This is a genomic window from Bacillus cereus group sp. MYBK5-2 (assembly GCF_051915685.1).
GTDB classification, from domain to species: domain Bacteria; phylum Bacillota; class Bacilli; order Bacillales; family Bacillaceae_G; genus Bacillus_A; species Bacillus_A cereus.
The window spans coordinates 232,971-255,926 of sequence record NZ_JBQAFE010000005.1; the positions used below are offsets into that span (position 1 = coordinate 232,971).

Sequence of the window (22,956 nt, forward strand, 5' to 3'; positions counted from 1 at the left end):
GTAGGAGAAATATATGGGAATAAATGTCGAATTACACACCCATACGTGCTATTCGCATGATAGCACTTTAGGCAAGTGGTTCTATTTACTCATGTTAAAATTAAGAAAAATAAATGTGGTAGCGATTACGGATCATGATGAAATTGAGGGTGCGTTAAAATTTAAACCTTTTCTTGAGAAACATTCAATTAGAGTAATTATTGGAGAGGAAATATTTTCTAGTAAGGGTGAAATAATAGGATTATTTATAAATAAAAAGATAAGCCCGGGAAAATCTCCAAGGGATACAATGTTAGAGATAAAAAAACAAGGAGGAATAGTATATATTCCTCATCCATATGATGAAAAAAGATATAAAACAGTTTTGGTGGAAGAAGAGATTCGAAAAAACCTAGATTTAATTGATATCATTGAAGTTCACAATGGTAGAAATATAAAGGGGTGTTTTTCAGAAATTCAATTAGAAATTGCGAACAGATATAATGCAACTAAGGCTATAGGTAGCGATGCACATACATTTATAGAATTAGGTAGAAACTACAATGTTATAGAAGAATTTAATGGTGATCCACAGACATTCAAAGAAAATTTAAAAAGGGCAAAATATGTTCAAAAGGAATGCCTACAGATAGCCCATCATATAACTAAGTTTGCTAGAGTTTTTAAATTAATAAAAAGAGGTAAATACAGTGAATTGTTTAGAATTATCAATAAGAAATTTGGAAATAGAAAGCAAAAAATTAGCAACTAAAATTGAAAAGGATTTTCAGCCAGATGTGGTTATATTTATAGCCAAAGGGTCATTTTTAATAGGACAAACAATAAGTGAATACTTAAGGGTGCCGTTATTAGAAATTCAAGCGGTACGTAAGGGGAATAAGTTAAAAGAATTTATAAAACCTGTAATAAAAATTATTCCTAAATCTCTTAAAGAATATTTAAGACGTAAAGAAATTCAATCTGGAGTTCATAATCAGAATATAGATAGAGAAATTTACTTTGATATGAATAAACATGAGATGAAGAATATAAATAAAATTTTGGTCGTAGATGATTCAGTAGACACGGGGCACACAGCTGGTCAAGTGGTAAAATATTTAGGGAATATGTATACTGAAACGGAAATTAAATTTGCAAGTTTAAATTATTTTAAAGATAGTGTCAATATTTTTAAGGTAGATTACTCTTTATATGAAAATCATATTTTAATGGGACCTTGGTCCAATGATTCCAAATATAATAAAGAATTTATTAAATTATATAATCAATGGAAGGAGGTAAACTATGGAGAAGCCTAAAATTAGTATAGTTGTAGCGGCGTATAATGTTGAGGGTTATATTGAAAAGTGTTTGGAAAGTCTTATTGCGCAGAGTATTAAGGAAATTGAAATATTAGTTATAAATGATGGTTCACGTGACAATACAGTAAATATCGCTAATGAGTTTACAAAGCGTGATAAACGTGTACGAGTAATTTCTCAAGAAAATGGTGGCTTAAGTGCTGCAAGAAATACGGGAATTAATCATGCTAGTGGGGAATTTATAGCATTTGTAGATGGTGATGACTATTTAGATAAATCTATGTATGAGAATTTATATAAAAAAATCATTCCGGGTAATATTGACCTGGTAGTTTGCGGATTTAAAAAGATCTGGTTAGATGAGGGTGCGAGTAAGCTACGGGAGAAAGAATATTATTTTAACAAAGATCTATTGAATGGTGATGTCCTAGAGAATTTTCTTTGTAAACATGATGAGCCTTTTGTTGTAGCTTGGAACAAGTTATATAGAACAGAAATAATTAAAGAAAATGAATTATATTTTGAAAATCGTGCTTTTTTTGAAGATGTAGGTTTTATGCCGAGATATTTATATTTTTGTAATAGTATAGAAGTAGTAAATGAAGCTTTGTATTATTATATCCAGAGGGAAGGATCAATAACTCGAAGTTATAATCCGATCATTGATGAATCTCTAGTAAATACAATGAATGTATTAAAAACATTTTTTAAAGAAAGTTCCTACGAGAAATTTTGTGGAGTGGTTGAAGCAAGGTTGTGGATATACTTAATAAACTACTCATTAGAAAATAAGAAACCTGTAAAAGAGAAAAAAAGACAACTGAATAGTCTTTCAGATTCTTACAACCTATTACCATTTAAGCATAGGGTAGGTGCTGTTTTATTAAAGATAGGTTTGTATGAAGTTTTATTTAAACGTTTAAGGAGTTCATAAAATGTTTGCATATATTTTTATGCTAATACTATCGTTATTAACCTTATTGAAGGGGAGATATGCTCAAGTATTCTATTGGCTGGCTAGTACGTACGTTCTTTTATTAGCCGGATTTAGATATGGAGTAGGGACAGATTATTATTCTTATGAAAGAATGTATACTGAGGGAAGAGTTTGGTTTTCAGAACCTGGGCTAGTATATATAATGGACTTCATGAAATTTTTAGGCATACCAGTCCAAATCTTTTTCTTAGTTATAGCATTTCTTATACAGTATTTAATTTATAAGGCAATAAAGCATTACAGCGACACAAGAGAAGTATATTACATGGCTGTATTCTTTTATATTAGTTTATATTATTTTAATACCTCTTTAAATACAATAAGGCAATTTATAGCAATGGGTCTGTTTTTAATTAATGTAAATAATATAATCAATAAAAAGTTCATCAAATATAATTTAATGTTTATTGTAACAATTATGTTTCATAAGAGTGCGATATTTTTCTATCCAATGTATTTTTTGCATAATTTAGTAACGAGATATATTAATACGAATACTAAAAGAGTTACCTTACTAGTTATTTCTTTTTCTTTGATGTTTGTTAGATTTGACGAATTAATTATTAAAATAATATCTAAAGTTTTTGGTAATCAATATTCCTATTATACAGAATGGGCTTCAAGTCAATATTTAGAATACTCATTATCATGGAAAATGGCAGTGCTATTAATTGTTAAATTGTTATTAAGCATATGGTTAGTAAGCAATAAAGAAAAATTTATTCATCTAAAGAAGCATGAAGTTATATTTGGTATATACTATATAAGCTTAATATTAACATTCCCTTTGTATCCAATGCTAATATTTAGACGTTTACTTTTCTATATTAGTATTACAGAAATTATTATTTTTGCGTTATTTATACAAAAAAATCCAAAAGCAAAGATTGTATTTATTCTTTTTGCACTAAGTTATTATTTTGCTAACCTATTATTGGGATATAGTACGCCGCTTCCCTATGAAATCAGGTTGTGGTAGTGTTTTTGTAAGTTAACATATTAAAAATAGACATAATGAATTTAGATTCATTATGTCTATTTTTAAATAAGAAAATAATTTATTAAATTATTTTATAGAATGGAGTATAGTGAAATGAATAAAATTCCTAAGGTAATTCATTATTGTTGGTTTGGAAAAAATAAGAAATCGGAATTTATAGAAAAATGCATAGAGTCGTGGAGAAAACATTTACCAGATTATGAATTTATAGAATGGAATGAGGAGAATTTTGATATTAATTGCAATCAATTTGTAAAAGAAGCTTATGAGGAGAAAAAATGGGCATTTGTTTCTGATTATGTACGGCTATGGGCACTTTATAATTATGGTGGTATTTATCTTGATACAGATGTGGAGGTTTTAAAGGGGTTTGATGCATTTTTAGAGCATGACAGCTTTAGTGGGTTTGAAGATGATATTACTATCCCAACAGGGATTATAGGAGCTATGAAAAATAGTCAGGCAATTAATATGTTTTTAAAATACTATGATAATAGAAGTTTTTATTTGGAAAACGGGGATCTTGATACAACTACGAATGTAGAAATTATCACTGAAATTTGCTCTGATCAAGGATTTGAGCCTAATGGAAATTATCAAGTATTAAATAATGGGATGCATATTTATCCTAAAGAGTACTTTTGTCCTAAAGAATATAAAACGGGGATTTTAAGAGTAACTAAAAATACTTATTGTATTCATCACTTTAATGGGTCTTGGATTACCAAGGATAAAAGATTTAAAAAGAACATCAGATTATTTATGTTTAGGGTTCTGGGAGAAAGAACGACTAATTTTCTTTTGAATATTGCGAAAAGATAACTAAGGAAGAAGTTTTTATTGTTGTTACATTGAAAAATAGTAATCTAGGAGAGGAAATATGAGGAATAGAATTACATTTTTAATCGCTAGAATTATTTTCTGTTTTTTAAGAATGAACCCCAAAAAATTAATTTTTATAGATTATGCACCAGGTTCAGGTTCCAATGTGAAAGTGCTATATGATTTTATGACTAAAGAATATAATGATCTAGATTTAATATATATAAATTTTCAAAAAATGCTGAAAAAACCGATAGAAAATGCTATGCATTTAGGGACGGGATCTATTGTTATCACATCGCATGGCCCTATAAAAAAAATGAAAAAGAAACAAAAATTCATTGAATTATGGCATGGAATACCCTTGAAAAAAATGGGGTTATTAGAAAATGAAACTACTATGAATAAAAAGAAAATCGATACATTAGATCGAGTAATTTCTAGTTCAGAAACGTACACTACGTTATTGAATGCCTGTATAGGAATAAATAATAAATATGTTATCACTGGATTCCCACGAAATGATCTTTTAAATTTGAGGGGAGGAGAAAAGAGAGACATCATATTGAAATACTTTTCAGTTAGTGAAAACAATAAATTAATGGTATTTATGCCGACATTCAGAAAAGGATATATCAGAGAAGAATCGGATTTAAACAGGGAATATAATATATTCGGTTTAGGTGATATGAATATCAATGAATTTAATGCTTATTTAGTAAAAAACAGAATTACAGTTATTGTGAAATTACACCCTAAAGAGGAAGAGTATTATAAAAAAACATTTGAGGGATTTTCTAATATCAAGTTATGTACTTCGGAATTTTTAGCAAAATATAATTTAGATATATACCAAATATTATCTGAAACGGATTTGTTAATAACCGATTATTCAAGTGTTTATTTTGATTATCTTTTATTAGATAAGCCGATATTATTTTTGAATACAGATTTAGATCAATATCGTAATAATAGGGGATTCCTATTAAATCCATTTGAATTTTGGACTCCTGGTCCAAAGGTGAACATATACAATCATTTTATCTGTGAATTAGAGAAGTTGCTTACTGATGAAAAATATTATAAAACTGAAAGGGAAAATATAAAAAAGATAGTTCATGAATATACTGATTTTAAGTATTCAGAAAGGGTAGCTAAATATATATATAGTAATTATTTAAATTAAAGTAATTATAAATAAATTAGCTAAAATTATAATATGAAAAAAGTATTACGTGACTTTTTATATAATGCTTTATATCAATTATTTATTATAATCACTCCAATTCTTACTATGCCATTTCTTTCTAGGGTCTTAGGAGTAAAGGCATTAGGAATAAACAGTTATACTTTTTCAGTTGTCCAAATTTTAGGTGTATTGGCCTTTTTAGGAATTGGTCAACTGGGTATTAGAAGTATAGCAAAAAATAGAGATTCTCAAAATAAAGTAAATGAAACATTTTGGGGACTATGGTTAATTCAATTTTTAGCAGGAATTGTAGTTATAGGGTTATATACATTCTATATTATAAATGTAAATAAAGAATATAGAATGTATTTTTTATTGCAACTGCCATTTCTTTTTGGGGTTATTTTTGATATTTCATGGTTTTATATTGGTATTGAAAGGATTAAACAAGTAGTTTTAAGAAATATGCTAATTAAATCTGTATCAATTATATTGATCTTTATTTTAATTCGTGATGAAAATGACTTGTGGAAGTATATGCTTATAATGTCCTTAGGAGCCTTGCTAGGAAATATAGTATTTTGGATGGGGTTATCTAAATATGTAACCAAATTCTCATTTAATAGACAGTACCTGAAGGATAGCTTTAGGGCTGCCTTACTACTACTAATTCCACAATTAGCTATTCAAGTATATATTACATTTGATAAAACAATCTTAGGAATGATAGCTGGGCCTGTCGAATTATCCTATTATGATCAATCGCAAAAAATATCTAGAATTATTTTGGCTGTCATTACTTCGCTAAGTATGGTGTTATTACCTAGACTCGCTAATATGGTTGTTAATAATCAAAATGAAGTTCTTCATAAATACTTGAAAAAGTCTTTAGATTATACGATAGTGCTAGCGCTATTATTCTGTAATATCGTAATGCTCAATTCTTATGAATTTGTTCCTTGGTTCTTTGGAGAAAGCTTTATTCCTATGTCACCTTTAATGTTCTGGGTAAGTTTCATTATTATTTTTATTCCAATAGGCGGTGTCTTTGCAAATCAATATGCACTTGCTTTTGAAAAGGATAAACAATACGTATTACCATTAGTACTAGGTGCAATAATTAGCCTGATACTTAATATAATATTTATACCGCGATATGGTGCAGTAGGTGCAACATTTGTTATAGTATTTGTTGAATTTATGGTTTGCTTTTTTAGGGTATATCTAATTCGAAAATATCTAGATTTAAAGTTTATGTTCCAAGGAGTATATACTTATTTTCTAGCCGCATTGATAACTTTTATTTTCGTATATTTCATCCCAAAAATGTTTGTAAATGATTTTATAAACATGACGATTAAATCATTAGTCATTGGCATGGTATATATAATAATTATTTTGGTTTTACCTAATATGATTTCTCGGGATTTAAAAAGGCTAATCTTAAAAAATAAATAAGTAGATTTTAGGAGTGTATTTTAAAATATGAAGCGAATTTTAACTTATGGAACATTTGATTTACTACATTATGGTCATATAAATTTAGTAAGGCGAGCAAAAGATCTAGGTGATTATTTAATAGTTGGAATATCAACAGATGAATTTAATGCATTAAAAGGAAAAGAATCATATTTTAAATTTGAAGAGAGAAAAATGCTACTGGAAAGCATTAGATATGTGGACTTAGTAATATCAGAAAATACTTGGGAACAAAAGGTTGAAGATATCATAAAGTATGAAATTGATGTATTTGTTATGGGTGATGACTGGAAAGGGAAGTTTGATTTTTTAAAAGAATATTGCGAAGTGGTTTATTTACCAAGAACTGAAGATATATCAACTACTCAAATAAAAAGTGAACTTTCATTACAATCATAAGAAATAAAAAAGCTTTTATTTATAAATGTATTTGTTGTAATATGTGAATAGCAAATAATGCGTAATTAGTTATAAATAAAAATTAAAGAAGGTATAAGTTATGAAAAAGAAAATTTTATTTTGGATTTTAGGTATAATAGGTTTTCTAGTTGTTGCAGGAGGAGCATGTGCATACTATGTCTATTCTAACGTATCAAATACATTAGATGCAGTGCATAAACCATTGGATCGTGATAAGTCTGAAAAACGTGATAAGAAAGTAGATGTTGCAGACAATAAGCCAATATCTATTTTGTTAATGGGTGTGGATCAAAGAGCGGATGAGACAGGGCGTTCAGATTCGATGATGTTATTTACATTAAACCCACAAAAAAAATCTATGAAAATTACTAGTATTCCACGTGATTCTTATACAGAAATTGTAGGTAAAGGTAAAAAGGATAAGATTAATCATGCATATGCATTTGGTGGAATCGATATGGCTGTAAAAACGGTGGAAAACTTCCTTGATGTACCAGTTGATCATTATATTGAGGTAAATATGGCTGGCTTTAAAGATGTTGTAGATGCAGTTGGTGGGGTAGATGTTAACAATGATTTAGAATTTAAATATGAAGGATCACAATTTGCTAAAGGGAATATACATCTTAATGGTACAGAAGCATTAAGATATTCTCGTATGCGTTACGAAGACCCACGTGGTGACTTTGGCCGTCAAATGCGTCAACGCCAAGTTATTCAAGCTGTAATCAAAAAAGGTGCTAGCGTATCTTCTCTGGCAAGTTACGGTGACGTGTTAAAAGCAATTGAGAAAAATGTTAAAACAAGTTTAACGCAAGACCAAATGTTTGATATTCAAAAGAACTACAAAGATTGCATGCAGAATAGTGAAGAAATCCAAATCCCAGGTGACGGTCACAAAGCCGCTGATGGTATTTGGTACTACTACGTTCCAGATGCAGCGAAACAAGATTTAACGAATAAATTAAGATCGCATCTTGAAGTGACTAAGTAATATGTAATAACCCAACTCCTTTGGAAGGAGTTGGGTTTATTTTTGCATGGATTTATATTAGTATTATATATTGTGAGATTAATAGATGAGGTGAATCGATGAATAAGAAAGCGGTACTTGTCCTTATTATTTTTGTATTGTTTGTTGCTTCGATTGTGAGCGGTAAATTGTACTGGAATAAGAAGATTGCGAATGCAACAGGACAAACGAGTGAAGTAACGAAAACAAAGACTGAAGTAAAAGATAGCGGAGCAAAGAAAGAAGAGAAAAAGGAAGAGAAGAAACAAGATACGAAGTTATCTTTTAATGAAACATATGCGAAGAATTTGCCAGATGCAGTGAAAGAGAAGTTAAAGAAATCTGCTGAGGATAAAAAGCCAGTAAACCTTGTTATTGTTGGTGATGAAGGTTCTTCATCTGCAAAAGATGCTTGGGCAGCTAAGTTAACAACTAATTTAGAAACAGCTTACGGTAAAGGTTTATGGAATGTGACTGTAAAGGAATATAAGGGTGAAAGCACAGAAGAGTTAATTGCGAATAAGCGTGATAAAGAGATTGCGAAAGAGAATCCAGATGTAATTTTATTTGAGCCACCATTTATTACTGATAACGGTAAAACTGGTAATGGGAACTCTGTCGCAAATACACAGAAGTTCGTTCAAGCACTTTCTACTAGTGCAAAAGGCGCTACGATTATGATTCAACCATCAAATCCAGTGTATGGTGCGAAAAATTATCCGAAATCAATTGAAGCATTAAAACAATTTGCAAAGCAAAATAATTATACATATATTGATCATTGGGGAGCATGGCCGGATGCTTCAACGAAAGCAATTTTACCATACCTACAAGAAGAATTTGGTTTCCCAAGTGCAAAAGGACATGATGTTTGGGCGAAACATGTAACTGATTATTTTGTAGCTAAGTAATGAAGGAGAGATAAAAGGTGTACGAGTTCCCGTATACCTTTTCCTTTTATAATTAAGATATCTGAAAATAGTAGGAGGAAAACAATGAATTCAATCTTAATCTGTGGCGGAGCTGGCTACATCGGTTCTCACGCTGTGAAAAAATTAGTAGACGAAGGTTTATCTGTAGTAGTAGTAGATAACTTACAAACTGGTCATGAAGATGCAATTATGGAAGGCGCGAAGTTTTATAATGGCGACCTTCGTGATAAATCCTTTTTAAGGGATGTTTTTAAACAAGAAAATATTGAGGCGGTTATGCACTTTGCAGCTGATTCTTTAGTTGGAGTTAGTATGGAGAAGCCCCTTCAATATTATAATAATAATGTGTATGGTGCCCTTTGCTTGTTAGAAGTGATGGATGAGTTTAAGGTAGATAAGTTTATTTTCTCTTCTACTGCAGCAACGTATGGTGAGGTAGATGTGGATCTTATTACTGAGGAAACGATGACAAATCCAACGAATACGTATGGAGAGACGAAGTTAGCAATCGAGAAGATGCTTCATTGGTATAGCCAAGCTTCTAATTTACGTTATAAGATTTTCAGATACTTTAACGTGGCTGGTGCAACTCCAAGTGGTATTATTGGAGAAGATCATCGCCCAGAGACACATTTAATTCCTCTTGTGTTGCAAGTGGCTTTAGGTCAACGTGAGAAGATTATGATGTTTGGTGATGATTATAATACACCAGACGGTACTTGTATCCGTGATTATATTCATGTTGAAGATTTAGTAGCGGCTCATTTCTTAGGGCTTAAGGACTTGCAGAACGGCGGAGAGAGTGATTTCTATAACTTAGGAAATGGTAATGGTTTCAGTGTAAAAGAAATCGTTGATGCAGTTCGCGAAGTTACAAATCATGAAATTCCTGCTGAGGTAGCACCGCGCCGTGCGGGCGATCCAGCACGTTTAGTTGCTTCTTCTAAGAAAGCGAAAGAGAAGCTAGGATGGGATCCTAAGTATGTAAATGTTAAGACAATCATTGAACATGCTTGGAATTGGCATCAAAAGCAACCGAATGGATATGCTAAATAAATATAATAAGTGAAAGAGAGGGTATCGTCGACAAAATATGTTCGACAATACCCTCTCTTTTTTTATAGGATTTTTGCTATACTAAACTGTACTATAATACGTGGTGGAAGGAGGAGAATGATGAAAATACTTGTGGTTGATGATGAATCGAGTATTCGTAATTTGATTCGGATGCAGTTGGAGATGGAAGGTTATGAAGTATTAGCAGCGGCTGATGGGAGAGAAGCTTTGGAGCGATGGAATGAAGGGCCAGATGTATTGATTTTGGATGTTATGCTTCCGGATACGGATGGGTATGAGTTGCTTCGTTTGTTCCGTGAGAGGGATAGGGATATTCCGGTGCTTATGTTAACGGCAAAGAGTCAGATGAATGATAAGTTGCTTGGCTTGCAGCTTGGTGCTGATGATTATGTGACGAAGCCATTTAATTATGCGGAGCTTATTCTTCGGGTTAAGAATATGGCGCGGCGTGTAAAGAAGACGGAGGCGGCTGTAAGTCATGAAGTAATTGAGGCTGGAGAGATAGTGATTTGTCCTAAGGAAAGAAAGGTACATGTGAGTGGACAAGAGATTCAGTTAACGTACCGAGAGTTTAATTTATGTCAGTTATTTGTTTCAAATCCACAGCGTGTGTTTATGAGGGATGAGTTACTTGAGAAAGTATGGGGATTTGAGTATATCGGAAATACGAGAGCAGTTGATATTATGGTGCAGAGACTTCGAAAGAAGCTTGGGACGAGCGGAGAATATATTAAGACAATTTATGGCGTGGGCTATAAACTGGATTGTTAAGTGGTGATGGTATGTCTTTAAAGCGAAATATGGTGTTTGGAATAGTTGGGCTGTTAATTCCGATTTTTGTTCTTTTATATGCAGTTGTTTATATTACGTTAGAAAAGAATATGTATCATAACGCAGCAGATTCTTTAGAAAAGTTAAGTGTAGAAGCACAAATTTATACGATGAATTATTTAGAGAAGGAAGCAGAAGTGGATACGCTTGGTCCGAATTCACTTTTAATTGCGTCGTATTTAGCGAAGCGGATGGATGTCCGTGTGCAGATGATCGGGAAGAATGGCGATGTTGTTGCAGATACACAAAAAGGAGCATTGCTTCACCGTAACATCGACATTGAGAGTTCCTTGAAGGGAAAGAAGTCTTATGTTTTTGAGGAGGCGGATCCCGCTCCCATTCTTTTGTTTTCAAGCCCGGTGTATTATGGAAACGATGTCATTGGAAGTATTCGTTTTATAAATGAGTTAACGGGTGAGAAGGAAGTTTTAACAAATGTGAGCTGGACGTTCTTAATGACGTCCCTTTGTTTAGTAGCTACCGGTATTTTCTTTGCGATTCGTTTGGCGAAGTCTCTTCATAAACCAATTGATCAGTTGAGACAAATGGCACAGAGGCTCGCGAATGGTGATTATAAGAGTAAGATTGAGTTAAATGAGTACGTGGAAATCGCTCAGCTTTCAGCATCTTTTAACGCGATGGCCGATGGAATTGAGCTGCATATTAAGCAATTGCAGGAGGAGAAAGAGAAGCAGAAAGATTTCCTAGACCGTATTACGCATGAGCTAAAAACACCGCTAACGGCAATTATCGGTTATGTTGATTTAATTCCGAAGTTACAATCGAAAGAAGATGTACAGGAAAGTCTCCGTTATGTGGCTGTGGAAAGTGAGCGTTTATTATCACTTGTAGAGGAGCTGCTTAAGTCCTCGAAATATGGAACGAGTACGTTTGAAGTGTCTCCTACAGTTGTGAACATAAAGGAATTGGCAGAGGAAGCAGTTTCAATTGTGAAGCCTCGTCTAAATCAGTTTGAAATTGAAGTGATAAATGAGTTAACAGATGTACATGTTGTTGCGGATTTTGATAAGACGAAGCAAATTTTCTTAAATGTGCTTGATAATGCAATTAAGTATAGTGATGCTTCGCACATTCGTATGAATGTAATTGTAAATGAGCATGAGGCGAAGGTTTTTGTTCATGATGATGGGATCGGTATAGATGAAATGGTGCTTGCAGAGTGGAATGAGTCTCCGAAAGGAAAGGCACTTCCTTCTAGTTATGGGAATGGTTATGGTTTGTATATTTGTCAGGAGATTATGAATAAGCAGGGCGGAAGCATGCGGATTGAGAGTAGTGAAGAAGTAGGTACTACAATATTCATTACATTTTTGCTTCCGAGAAGGATGGAAGACATAAAAAACTTGAAAGCGGTTAAATGATACATTTATGAAACAATTATGCGGTATTTTCGAAACAACGTTTTTTTATCTTGGAGGTAGGCAGAAATGAAAAGGCTATCATTTCAAATTCTTATGTTTGTCATTTGTATAATTGTTTCTCTTGTTTTGTTTTATGTTATGGAGAAGCAAATCTATAATCGAATCAACATTGTAAATGATAAACAAGCCGTTTTACAAAGGGTGAATGAATCTCTTCCAATTGAAGTGAAAGTAAGACATGAAAAGTGGGGAGAAATTGTTGTAACGGATGAAGTTCGTTTGCATACGATTGTTTCATTCTTTGACCGAATTCGAATAGAGCCTGAGGGCGTTAAGAGCCAAGAACAAGTATTTACTGGAGAAGTAACGTACTTGAATGGACATAAGCGTACTTTTGCAGTAGGTGACTTGTTCCAGTATGGGGAAAATGTATACGGAAAGAATGGCATGGATCCGATGATTTCAGCACTTCAAACGTATTTATTAAGCCTGTATTACACGCCAGAGCGTATTAGTGATTTCTTTGCTTCAGCAAAGGATGTCGTAGTACGTCAAGGCGATGTGGTACGTACTATCAATCTTACGCACATACTTGATTCTATTCGATACGCAAAGCAAATTACAGATTACGGAGAAATTCAGAAGTTATTACAATCGCAGAATGAACCGATTGCTTATATTACAGCTTATAAAACAGGTAAGCGTGTAAAGAATGGTCGTGAAGATATTCTTACGATTTCTGTGTATCCATCGTACTTTGTTGTGCAATATCTCGGTGATAATAACGGAAATGTCATGTATATGAAAAGCTCTCTAGCAGAGTTATTCGTAAAGGAGAATGCGTCATGAGAAAGATAGCCTTTTTCTTCTTTTTGCTAGTAATTGGAGGAGCGATGTCTAGTTGCTCTCGAGATACAACCTCTATTAAATATAGTAAAAATGGTCTCCCTATTTTGGATGATCGTCATATTGTTGCGTATGTAGCGGCTCGTGAGGAAGTTGGTGAAGCGTTACTTTCATCATTTTGTAAGCCGCGCGGATGTACGTATGAATTTATTCGTCTTTCAACAGAAGAACTTCTTCGTAGAGTGGAAGAAGAAGCCGGAAATCCGAAGGCGGATATTATTATTGGCGGTACAGTAGATGCGCATCAAATGATGAAGCAAAAAAATCTTTCTATTCCTGTGATAAGCCAACATGCAAATCGTATTTCAAAAACTGTTAAAGATAAAGATGGTTATTGGTACGGTTATGAAGTGGAGAAGCTGGCAATTGCGATTAATAAAGAGCGGTGGAACGAGGAAATAGCGCCGCTCGGTCTCTCGTATCCGTTAAGATGGAAAGATTTATTGAATCCAGTATATAAAGGAAAGATTGTCATGCCCGATCCAAATGTTTCAGGTACAGCATATACGTTTTTTCAATCACTTATTGATATGTTAGGTGAAGAGGAAGCGAAGGAATATGTGAAGAGTCTGGCAGAACAAGTTGGAGAAGTAACAGTGAATGGTTACATCCCAGCAGAACTTGTTGCGAGCGGTGAATATATGATAGGCATCAACTTTATGGGAGATCAGAGAATGCTTCAAAAACAAGGCTTTCCGATTTTAAGTAACGAACCTGAGCAAACAGGGTTATCTGTTAATGCGATTTCGAAACTAAAACGTGCACCGAGTGGTATTATTGCGGATTTATTTATTGATTATTGTTTATCAGAAGAAGCGGGGCATATTTTAGAAAAGGTGTCGTTTGGCGTGCCAACGATGTTTGCGAAGAATGAGAAGGAAATAGAAGGACAGCCGGTTAGAAGAACAAACCAAAATATATCAAATAGCGGAATAATCGAGATATGGAATAGACAGCGTCTCTCTCTGAAGTGAGAAAAGGAGACGAAAATATATGTTTAAATGGCTCAAGCCAGCACCTGCAATTGAAAGATTGCCAGCGGATATGATTGATCGTGTATATCGATTACTACGTATTCGTGTGTTAATCGGGATTTCAGTTGGATATGCTGCTTATTATTTAGTTCGTAGTAACTTTACGTTATCAAGTACGTATTTAGTACAAGAGTATGGTTTTAGCACAGCTGAAATTGGTCTACTAGGTTCAGTAATGGCAATTGTTTATGGATTTAGTAAGTTCTTTATGGGGAATTTATCAGATAAAGCTTTCGCCCAGCGCTTTATCGCAGTCGGTTTATTCTTATCAGGGCTTGTAAATATTTGTTTCGGCTTTGCATCATCATTTGGGATGATTGTTACATTACTTGTTGTTAACGGTATTGTACAAGGTATGGGAGCACCACCTTGTAGTATTGTTATGACGAAATGGTTCTCGAAGAAAGAACGTGGTACGAAAACAGGTCTTTGGAATATTTCACATAACGTTGGTGGAATGCTTGTGCCACCACTTGTCGGAATTGGTGTAGGTATTTTCGGTGAAAATCATTGGCAAGGCGGCGTGTTTATTTTCCCTGCGATTATCGCAATGGTAATTGCAGTTCTTGTTTGGATCAATGCGAAGGATACACCAGAATCTGAAGGTCTTCCGCCAATTGATGAGTATCGTAATGACTATGAAAATCTTGAAAAAGCAGATAATGCTAACAAGATGTCACCAAAAGAAATTTTAATGAAGTATGTAGTGAAAAATAAATTTGTATGGTTCTTATGTATTGCGAATGCTTTTGTTTATTTAATTCGTTTCGGTGTTATTAACTGGGTTCCACTTTATTTAACGACAGTTAAAGGATTTTCAAAAGCAGAAGCGCATGCGGCATATGCAATCTTTGAAGGTATGGCAATTCCAAGTTCATTAATCGTTGGTTTTTTAAGTGATAAATTATTTAAAGGAAAACGTATGCCATTATGTATTATTAGTATGGTTGGAGTTGTTATTGGTACGTTTATATATTGGCAAGCAACTAGCGTACTTGTTGTAAGTATTGCAGTTTCTATTATCGGTTGTTTAATTTATGTACCACAGTTCTTAATCGGTTTAAGTGCGATGGAATTAGTACCGAAATTTGCAGTAGGTACGACAGTTGGTATGTGTGGTCTATTCGGTTATGTAGGCGGAAGTCTTGTAGCTAACGCAGCAATTGGTGTTATTGTTGATAGTTCTGGCTGGGATGGTTGTTTCATCTTACTATTAACAGGAGCGGTTTTATCAACAATCTTCTTATTTATTGTTCAACGTGGACATGAGAGAAAAGATCCTAAAGTAGCATAATATTTTATTTGAAAAAGCTATCCAATTATCATTTTGGATGGCTTTTTCTATATAATATAATCTTTTCTTAAATCTATCTTAAAAGATATAATGTCATATTTCTAATCATTGGAATTTTTGTTACAATATAATTGGATGTGTAAAACTTTGTAAAAATAATGTAATAATATGTAATATATTTTCAGAAAGTTTTATACAATTTTTATATTAAACTATTAAGTTGTAAAAAGGAGAGAGAATATGTTACCAAATACGGTTCGTACTCCAAACAAGAAGAAGAAATGGATTATTATTGGGGTTATTGCACTAATTGTTATTGTAGCGGCAATTAATATTTTTGTTATGCAAGGTAAGAAGAAGGGTGCATCAACAAATGCTGATGCTGTAAGTTTTGAGAAAGTGACAGAGCGTAAGCTGAATAATACGAAGTTAATTTCTGGTCAGGTAAAGCCTGGTAATATTGAAAGTTTTTATGCAGATCCGGCCAAAGGAAAAGTGAAAGATATTGAGGTAAAAGAAGGGCAAGAGGTAGAAAGAGGTACGAAGTTATTCTCTTATGACAATGAAGAGATTAATCTTCAAATGAAGCAAGCTGAGCTTGATCAGAAGATGGCGGATATGCGTTATGATCAAGGAAAAAAGAAGATTGATTCGTTAAAGAAAGAAATTAAGAAGGCGAAAGATAGCGGAGCTGGGAAAGAAGTAACAGATCCGATGGAAGAGCAAGTAAACGAGTTAGAGATAGGACAAAAAACAATTGACCTTGAGAAAGAAAAAGGAAAGTTGCAGAAAGAAGAGTTAAGTAAGAAGCAGAAAGAACTTACGATTTATAGCAATTTTGCTGGTGTTGTTCAAAAGTTAGATAAAGATGCGGCACAAAGTTCATCTCAAGCGTTAGGTGGTCAAGGAAAAGCGTTTTTACAAGTAGCTTCTAAAGATCCATTCCAAGTTCAAGGTACGTTAACTGAGCTTCAAAAGTCACAAATCCAAAAAGATCAAACATTCACTGTAACTGCAAAAGCAAATAATAAGAAGAAGTGGACAGGTAAGATTACAGAGGTAAGTGAGTTCCCAACAAGTGCAGAGATGGCGCAAGCTGGCGGCATGGGTGAAGCAACTCAAAATATGTCTCAGTATACATATAAAGCAAGTCTTGATAGTCAAGATGGTTTATCTCCAGGTTATCATGTTTCATTGCAAGTAAACTTAGAGAATAAGAAGATGATTGCTGTCCCAAGTAAGAGCATTGTAGCAAAAGGCGATGATGCATTTGTTTATGTTGAGGATAAAGGGAAGCTTCGTAAACAAAATGTGAAAAAAGGTTCTACTGATGGAGATTGGACAGAGGTTGTAGAAGGCGTAACAGTGGGGCAAAAGGTGGTTAAAAATCCTTCCGACGATGTGTATGACGGAATGGAAGTGAAAGAGAAATGATTACGTTAAATCATATTGCTAAAACGTATTATCAAGGAAAATTGGCAGTGCCGATTTTACACGGTATTAGTTTAACGATTCAGAGCGGTGAGTTCGTTTCGATTATGGGACCTTCTGGTTCTGGTAAGTCGACGCTTATGAATATTATCGGTTGTTTAGATCGTCCAACAGAAGGTGAATATATGCTGAATGACGTGAATATCTTAACAGCAGACGAGTCAAAGCTTGCTTTAATTCGTAATGAATATATCGGTTTTGTGTTTCAGCATTTTAATTTGCTGCCGCGTCTTTCCGCAGTGGAAAATGTTGAGCTTCCGCTCGTATATGGTGGCGTGAAGAAAGCGGAGCGTCGCAAGCGGGCTTTGGAGGCGTTAGGTAAAGTTGGATTGGCAGATCGCGTGCATCATTTACCAAATGAGTTATCAGGTGGACAGAAGCAGCGTGTAGCAATTGCAAGAGCGATTGCAAATAATCCAACGTTCATTATGGCCGATGAACCGACTGGTGCACTTGATACGAAGTCTGGTGAGCAAGTTATGGATATTTTCACGAAGCTTAATGCAGAAGGTACGACGATTGTTATGGTTACGCATGAAGAGGAAGTAGCAGCGTATTCTTCCCGCCGCATTGTACTGCGAGACGGGAAAGTTACAGAAGATAGAAGGTGTGCGGTATGAGTTTACTAGATAGTATAAAAATTGCCTTATCTTCTATTTTAGCTCATAAACTACGTTCTGCTCTTACGATGCTCGGTATTATTATCGGGGTAGGTTCGATTATTACTGTCGTTGCAATTGGGCAAGGCGGGGAAGCGATGTTGAAGTCGAAATTCGCAGGTTCTGGTGGTAATAACCTTATGCCAATTCAATTTAAAACAGATATTAATGATGAATTTGCTATAGGTGGATTTGAAATACCGAAGTTAACGGAAGAGGATATTTTGGAAGTAAAACAAGTGAAAGATGTTTCACACGTTATTACAACAAATTCGACGACAGAGACACTTGATGTAAATGATAAAAAAGCAAGGCTGAATGTTATTGGACTTGATAATGAATATTTTGCGGTTAATAAAGTAAAGGTTGTAAAGGGCCGCTCCTTAAATGAATCAGATATTTCTCACGCGAATAACGTTGTGATGATTAGCACAAAAACAGAGGAGACGTTATTTAAGGACGTAAACCCAGTTGGACAAATTATTGAGATGAAGGGACAGCCAATGCAAATTATTGGTGTGTATACATCTGATAATGAGTTTATGGGATTTGAAATGGAAGAAGCGTTAATCCCTCTTACATTATGGCCTGTTTTATACGGAACTGATGATATTCAAAATATCGCCATTCAAGCTAAAAATGTAGACAATTTAGAAGCAGCAGGGAAACGAGCTGTTGATGTATTAAATAGTCGTAAGCCAAGTGAAATCCCAGGTAAATATGAACTGGTGAATTTAAAAGAACTCCAAGAAAATGTTTCTAAAGTAACTAGCATCATGACGATGATTATCGGTGGTATCGCTGGTATTTCATTAGTCGTTGGTGGTATTGGTGTTATGAATATCATGCTTGTATCTGTAACGGAGCGTACGCGCGAAATTGGGATACGTAAAGCGCTTGGAGCAACGCGTAGTAAAATTTTATTACAGTTTTTAATTGAAGCAGTTATGTTGACGCTTCTAGGTGGTTTAATCGGAATTGGCCTTGGGTATGGCGGAGCATATATCGTTTCTACATTCGCAAAATGGCCACCACTCGTTTCATGGGAAGTTGTCGTTGGAGGCGTACTGTTCTCGATGACACTTGGTATTATTTTCGGATTAATTCCAGCAAATAAAGCTGCGAAATTAGATCCAATTGAAGCATTGCGTTATGAGTAATTAATAGTGTAGTAGAACTACACATTACCGTTCTAGTGGGCGGTTCGTAGCCTCTTGCGTGAGGAAGTGAACCGCCCGTTAGAACGGGTTATATAAATAGAAGGAGGCGTTATAATGGAAGCTAATATTAATACGCAAGATGTAGGTGCGAAGAAGCCATCATTATTAGGAATGATTACTTCTCCAAGTGAGCAGTTTGAGAGAATGAAGACGAAAAGTCCAGTATGGGGGGCATTTTTCCTTTTCATTATATTAACAGCTGTAATTGCAGGGATTAGCATGTATCAAGTAATGAATCATCCTGATGTAATGAGTGAGGTGCCTGATGCTGAAACGGCTAAAGTTGTTGGTTACTTCGGAATAGGAGCAGGTATTGTTGGAGGGCTATTTGGTACTGCGATTTGGTTCTTCATTGCGGCAGCTATTTATAAAGTGATTATGATGTTTATGAGTAATGATACTTCATACATGAAATTATTATCTATTTATGTCTACACATATACGATTTCAATTTTAGGTGCAATTGTGAACTTTATTATTAGAATGATTCTTGGTGGAGATATTGAAACTTCTTATACAAGTTTAGCAACTTTATTTGAGCCAGGTACAGTTGCTCATGGTGCTGCTTCATCATTCGAAGTTTTCAATATTTGGACATTAGTTGTAATGGGATTAGGATTACATATTACGGCTGGATTAAGTAAAAAACAAGCAACGATTTTAATTGTTATTTTCTTTATTCTTTCAGTTGGATTTACTAGTTTAAGTGGTCTAGCTCCAAAATTTGGTGCATAATTTATTCTTTTAGAAAAAGGTGGCTCTTCCAAGAGTCACCTTTTTTATTTTTACCCCTATATCAAATACCACCAACAAAATTTCAAATACTAGCTGGTGTAATTTCAAATTCCGTCGGTAGTATTTGAAATGACTCACGGTGAAATCTTTTCTTTATTTTTATATTGTGAAGGTACCGCGGAATACTAGAAAGGTATACCTTTTAGAAACGGGTACTGTGTGAAGCCAGCGACTTTTAAAGAAGCAGTTGTTTTGTACGAAGGGATGATTGTAAATCAGATAAAGAAATTAGGTATTCGTAAAGATTATGAAGAGTATTATCAATGTGGTTTAATCGGTCTTTGGCATGCGTATGAAAGGTTTGATGCAAAGAAGGGGTATTTCCCTGCATATGCAGTTGTAACGGTGCGAGGTTATATATTAGAGAGATTGAAGAAAGAGTTCGCAGTGCAGGAGAAGTGTGTATGTGTAGGAGAGTATGAGGATATCTTTCATTTTGAGGATGTTGAAATAAGAGTAAAGGATTTTATGAGCGTGTTAGATGAGAAGGAGAAGTATATTATTTTTGAACGTTTTTTTGTAGGGAAGACGATGGGAGAAATCGCTTTAGAGACGGAAATGACATATTATCAAGTAAGATGGATGTATCGGCAAGCAATCGAGAAAATGCGGGATAGTGTAAAAGGATAAAAATAGGAAATAGAATGGAAGGTGAGGAAATACTACCTTCCATTCTATTTGTTATTAAGGTGATGAATCTTGCATGTTCATTTGGGATAATACATATCCAGCTTTCCATAATTGCTGACTTAGCTTATGGGAACTAATTTGTATCGTTACGGTAGCTCCGTTTGAAAAATGAATTTTAGCTCGTTTAGCTTTTTTGAAAAACTCTATTGTATGAACATGTTTGAAGAAAAGCCAAATACAATTTGGAGAAGCAGGAGATTCTGTTGGGAAAGCACAAATATATTCTCTATGATTGATCGGAATTGGAACGTTTTGTTTAAATTTAAATTTTGTTTTTACAGCATTACGTCTCCCTTGATAAGTAGAATGAATATTTGTTAGACAAGATTTCTGTATAAGTTGGAGAGCAGTTTGACAGGAGTAAAGATGGTTCCCGCTACTGTCGATAATTTTTGTGCGGTAATAAGGGTGTTTACATGGTTCAAGCATCATTGTAGAACTAGAAATAAAAATGTTGTTTTCATTATCCATAATTCTATATCCTCCCTTATAATTTTCATTCCGAATATAATTATATATAAATTAAGTAAATTTACTGTTAATATTCTATTTCATATTGTAAATTTTGGCTATTCGTTTACAATCAATAGGTGATAGTCTTTCTAATTTGCATCGCTTGTACATATATATGAAAATAGAAAAGAGTAGGCGGTGATATAGTATGAAGAAAAAGTATATTATTATGGCTTTAGTTGTCGTTCTCCTAGTATATTTAGCAAACAGTAATCCGAGTAAGGGAGAATATACAGAATGGGCAGCGAAGCAGTTTATGAAGCGTAATGATGTGAGTAAGAAGCTAGATGAAGTTCAAAAAGAGAATGAAGAGGGTCTTCTTGGCGACTTGGCATCGGCCGGTAAAAAGTTAGCGAAAAAGTATGTTGAGCCACAAGTTGGGTTATTAATCGATCATTATACGAAGCGAAATGATTATATATTCTTCTCAACATATACGACTGAGTTTGATATAGGGGAAGAACATTATAAGTATGTATGCGTCGGTTTTTCAAAGATTTTTATCCCGATTGAAATGCCGAAGAAAAAAGACGAATCTGCAAAATGATGCAGATTCGTCTTTTTCATTTTATAGAGTAATTGGAACTTCAGATACATTTTTTTCTACAAGGCGAGCTCCCTTTTTTCGTGTATTTTCATCAATGGATGAAAATACAGATGAGGCGAGGATTGTATCCATTACTTGATTTACGACTTGTGCATCGATTGGTGTGATGGGCGTATCGATAGAAAAAACGACTGTTTTTCCATCTTCTTTTGCGAAAATCAACTCTAGTACTTGCATGTGTTATTCCCTCCTTTGTATTTATCAAGCTATTTATGGGATTCGGGTCTGCCGGTTAAATTGCGGTCTAATAATCAGCGGGGATGAATAAAATCCCCACTGATCCGAGTTTTACTTTATAGTTTAGAAAGATCTGATGTGCTTACAAGTTGTACAGCGTGAAGTGGTGATGCTTGTAAGGAAGCTAGAGCATGAGGTACATTGTGTACTTGATCTAAGCTCGCATTTGTTTTAACACGTTTAAATTGTTTGCTCTTGAAAACTGTTTTGCCGTTCTTATCTAATCCGTTGTTTAAGACAAGACGTAAAGTTAAATCCATTACGATTGTTTCAATTGCCATGTGTATCACCTCCTTTCACTTTATAAATAGGGTACAAATGTCATGTTTTGGCGTGAAATTTTTTCTTTTTTTTGGTACCCTTAAAAGATTAAGAGAGGAGAATTCTGGATAATGAATCGTAAATGGTTATTTTGGATTCCTGTATTACTATGGATGGGGCTGATTTTCTATTCTTCGGCACAACCATATAAAAAGCAGGATATGCGTTCAGATATTGAACAATATGTAAATGTTGAATTTGTGAAAGAGCATTTTTCATGGGTATCTATTGATTATGGTGGAGGAACCCCTGTTAGTATTGCGAATAAAGGTGTAGGCGGATTTATTGAGTTTTTCCTTCGTAAAGGTGCTCATTTTATGGTGTTCTTTATGCTAGGTTCATTGATTTATTACGCTTTTCATCGATCAGGTCATTCGAGGAAAAGATGTTTTATATATGCCCTTCTTTTCGTTGCGGGTTATGCAACATTTGATGAAATTCACCAATGGTATACGGGAGACCGTACACCAATGTGGCAAGATTCATTGCTTGATACGTGCGGCGGATTAACGGGGATTATAATAAGTAATTGGTTTTGGAATAGAAAAAAGCGCTAATCTCAAATAAGATTAGCGCTTTTTTTGCGGGGAGTAAAACCCCCACTGATTAAAGTTTCACTTTATCCCGCGTTAACGGGCAGTAAGACCCCCACCTCAAAATTCAGCGAAAGCAAAGGAGTTAGGGAGGTGATCAACTGCCCGTAAAAGCCCGATTGGTTCAACTAATAATCAGTGGGGATGAACAAAA

The 22,956-nt window shown here is 34.2% G+C and carries 26 protein-coding genes; 23 read left to right on the forward strand and 3 right to left on the reverse strand.

Annotated elements, in window-relative coordinates; all coding sequences use genetic code 11:
- Window positions 1-13: 13 nt before the first annotated feature.
- The 21 genes from ACTFP3_RS19015 (at window position 14) to ACTFP3_RS19115 (ending at window position 20,471) form a co-directional block, all read left to right on the forward strand.
- Window positions 14-751, forward strand: a complete 738-nt coding sequence (locus ACTFP3_RS19015) for a PHP domain-containing protein (RefSeq protein ID WP_088046180.1) — start codon at window positions 14-16, stop codon at window positions 749-751.
- Window positions 690-1,298: a phosphoribosyltransferase gene (locus tag ACTFP3_RS19020; protein WP_088046181.1), complete on the forward strand. Its 609-nt coding sequence runs from the start codon at window positions 690-692 to the stop codon at window positions 1,296-1,298. Before ACTFP3_RS19015 ends, ACTFP3_RS19020 begins: the two co-directional genes overlap by 62 nt.
- Window positions 1,285-2,235 (forward strand): glycosyltransferase family 2 protein, encoded by a 951-nt coding sequence (locus ACTFP3_RS19025; protein ID WP_088046182.1) that lies wholly within the window; start codon window positions 1,285-1,287, stop codon window positions 2,233-2,235. The genes ACTFP3_RS19020 and ACTFP3_RS19025 overlap by 14 nt, the downstream gene beginning before the upstream one ends.
- Window position 2,236: 1 nt before the next feature.
- On the forward strand, window positions 2,237-3,277 hold the full coding sequence (locus ACTFP3_RS19030) for an EpsG family protein (protein WP_048534510.1): 1,041 nt from the start codon (window positions 2,237-2,239) through the stop codon (window positions 3,275-3,277).
- A 99-nt stretch (window positions 3,278-3,376) separates the two neighbouring features.
- On the forward strand, window positions 3,377-4,120 hold the full coding sequence (locus tag ACTFP3_RS19035) for a glycosyltransferase family 32 protein (RefSeq protein ID WP_048534512.1): 744 nt from the start codon (window positions 3,377-3,379) through the stop codon (window positions 4,118-4,120).
- A 58-nt stretch (window positions 4,121-4,178) separates the two neighbouring features.
- Window positions 4,179-5,306, forward strand: coding sequence for a CDP-glycerol glycerophosphotransferase family protein (locus tag ACTFP3_RS19040; protein WP_098376919.1), 1,128 nt, complete (start codon window positions 4,179-4,181; stop codon window positions 5,304-5,306).
- Window positions 5,307-5,339: 33 nt separating this feature from the next.
- Complete coding sequence (locus tag ACTFP3_RS19045; RefSeq protein WP_440010990.1) at window positions 5,340-6,767, forward strand: oligosaccharide flippase family protein; 1,428 nt, start codon at window positions 5,340-5,342, stop codon at window positions 6,765-6,767.
- 27 nt (window positions 6,768-6,794) lie between these two features.
- Window positions 6,795-7,187, forward strand: a complete 393-nt coding sequence (tagD, locus tag ACTFP3_RS19050; protein WP_048534523.1) for a glycerol-3-phosphate cytidylyltransferase — start codon at window positions 6,795-6,797, stop codon at window positions 7,185-7,187.
- 100 nt (window positions 7,188-7,287) lie between these two features.
- Complete coding sequence (tagU, locus tag ACTFP3_RS19055) at window positions 7,288-8,202, forward strand: polyisoprenyl-teichoic acid--peptidoglycan teichoic acid transferase TagU (protein WP_048534525.1); 915 nt, start codon at window positions 7,288-7,290, stop codon at window positions 8,200-8,202.
- Window positions 8,203-8,300: 98 nt separating this feature from the next.
- On the forward strand, window positions 8,301-9,131 hold the full coding sequence (locus tag ACTFP3_RS19060; protein ID WP_048534527.1) for an SGNH/GDSL hydrolase family protein: 831 nt from the start codon (window positions 8,301-8,303) through the stop codon (window positions 9,129-9,131).
- 84 nt (window positions 9,132-9,215) lie between these two features.
- Window positions 9,216-10,208 (forward strand): UDP-glucose 4-epimerase GalE, encoded by a 993-nt coding sequence (galE, locus tag ACTFP3_RS19065; protein ID WP_061457897.1) that lies wholly within the window; start codon window positions 9,216-9,218, stop codon window positions 10,206-10,208.
- A 120-nt stretch (window positions 10,209-10,328) separates the two neighbouring features.
- On the forward strand, window positions 10,329-11,000 hold the full coding sequence (locus ACTFP3_RS19070) for a response regulator transcription factor (protein ID WP_000699553.1): 672 nt from the start codon (window positions 10,329-10,331) through the stop codon (window positions 10,998-11,000).
- Window positions 11,001-11,011: 11 nt separating this feature from the next.
- Window positions 11,012-12,442, forward strand: a complete 1,431-nt coding sequence (locus tag ACTFP3_RS19075) for a HAMP domain-containing sensor histidine kinase (protein ID WP_375363807.1) — start codon at window positions 11,012-11,014, stop codon at window positions 12,440-12,442.
- 66 nt (window positions 12,443-12,508) lie between these two features.
- Entirely contained in the window at window positions 12,509-13,291 is a 783-nt protein-coding gene (locus tag ACTFP3_RS19080; protein ID WP_440010993.1) for a DUF3919 family protein, read from the forward strand.
- The gene (locus tag ACTFP3_RS19085) at window positions 13,288-14,322 is read left to right on the forward strand and encodes an ABC transporter substrate-binding protein (protein WP_440010995.1); all 1,035 of its coding nucleotides are present in this window, start codon (window positions 13,288-13,290) and stop codon (window positions 14,320-14,322) included. The genes ACTFP3_RS19080 and ACTFP3_RS19085 overlap by 4 nt, the downstream gene beginning before the upstream one ends.
- Window positions 14,323-14,341: 19 nt before the next feature.
- A complete protein-coding gene (locus ACTFP3_RS19090; protein ID WP_000477602.1) occupies window positions 14,342-15,676 on the forward strand; it encodes an MFS transporter in 1,335 nt (444 codons plus the stop codon).
- Window positions 15,677-15,916: 240 nt separating this feature from the next.
- Complete coding sequence (locus ACTFP3_RS19095) at window positions 15,917-17,110, forward strand: efflux RND transporter periplasmic adaptor subunit (RefSeq protein ID WP_440010997.1); 1,194 nt, start codon at window positions 15,917-15,919, stop codon at window positions 17,108-17,110.
- Entirely contained in the window at window positions 17,107-17,787 is a 681-nt protein-coding gene (locus tag ACTFP3_RS19100) for an ABC transporter ATP-binding protein (protein ID WP_000631603.1), read from the forward strand. Before ACTFP3_RS19095 ends, ACTFP3_RS19100 begins: the two co-directional genes overlap by 4 nt.
- Entirely contained in the window at window positions 17,784-18,986 is a 1,203-nt protein-coding gene (locus tag ACTFP3_RS19105) for an ABC transporter permease (RefSeq protein WP_000054370.1), read from the forward strand. Before ACTFP3_RS19100 ends, ACTFP3_RS19105 begins: the two co-directional genes overlap by 4 nt.
- Window positions 18,987-19,100: 114 nt before the next feature.
- Complete coding sequence (locus tag ACTFP3_RS19110; protein WP_098605282.1) at window positions 19,101-19,781, forward strand: Yip1 family protein; 681 nt, start codon at window positions 19,101-19,103, stop codon at window positions 19,779-19,781.
- A gap of 219 nt (window positions 19,782-20,000) precedes the next feature.
- Complete coding sequence (locus tag ACTFP3_RS19115; protein WP_000801284.1) at window positions 20,001-20,471, forward strand: sigma-70 family RNA polymerase sigma factor; 471 nt, start codon at window positions 20,001-20,003, stop codon at window positions 20,469-20,471.
- Between the two features lie 54 nt (window positions 20,472-20,525).
- On the opposite strand, the gene ACTFP3_RS19120 is transcribed toward ACTFP3_RS19115, so the two are convergent.
- Window positions 20,526-21,002: a competence protein ComK gene (locus ACTFP3_RS19120; RefSeq protein ID WP_000368313.1), complete on the reverse strand. Its 477-nt coding sequence runs from the start codon at window positions 21,000-21,002 to the stop codon at window positions 20,526-20,528.
- Between the two features lie 190 nt (window positions 21,003-21,192).
- On the opposite strand from ACTFP3_RS19120, the gene ACTFP3_RS19125 reads away from it, so the two are divergent.
- Window positions 21,193-21,591, forward strand: coding sequence for a DUF4359 domain-containing protein (locus tag ACTFP3_RS19125; RefSeq protein ID WP_000731405.1), 399 nt, complete (start codon window positions 21,193-21,195; stop codon window positions 21,589-21,591).
- Window positions 21,592-21,612: 21 nt separating this feature from the next.
- Here the strand turns inward: ACTFP3_RS19125 and ACTFP3_RS19130 are convergent, their stop codons facing one another.
- Window positions 21,613-21,828, reverse strand: coding sequence for a DUF2922 domain-containing protein (locus tag ACTFP3_RS19130; RefSeq protein ID WP_001197593.1), 216 nt, complete (start codon window positions 21,826-21,828; stop codon window positions 21,613-21,615).
- A 116-nt stretch (window positions 21,829-21,944) separates the two neighbouring features.
- On the reverse strand, window positions 21,945-22,169 hold the full coding sequence (locus ACTFP3_RS19135) for a DUF1659 domain-containing protein (protein WP_440010998.1): 225 nt from the start codon (window positions 22,167-22,169) through the stop codon (window positions 21,945-21,947).
- A 111-nt stretch (window positions 22,170-22,280) separates the two neighbouring features.
- On the opposite strand from ACTFP3_RS19135, the gene ACTFP3_RS19140 reads away from it, so the two are divergent.
- A complete protein-coding gene (locus ACTFP3_RS19140) occupies window positions 22,281-22,766 on the forward strand; it encodes a VanZ family protein (RefSeq protein WP_001080707.1) in 486 nt (161 codons plus the stop codon).
- Window positions 22,767-22,956: the final 190 nt, after the last annotated feature.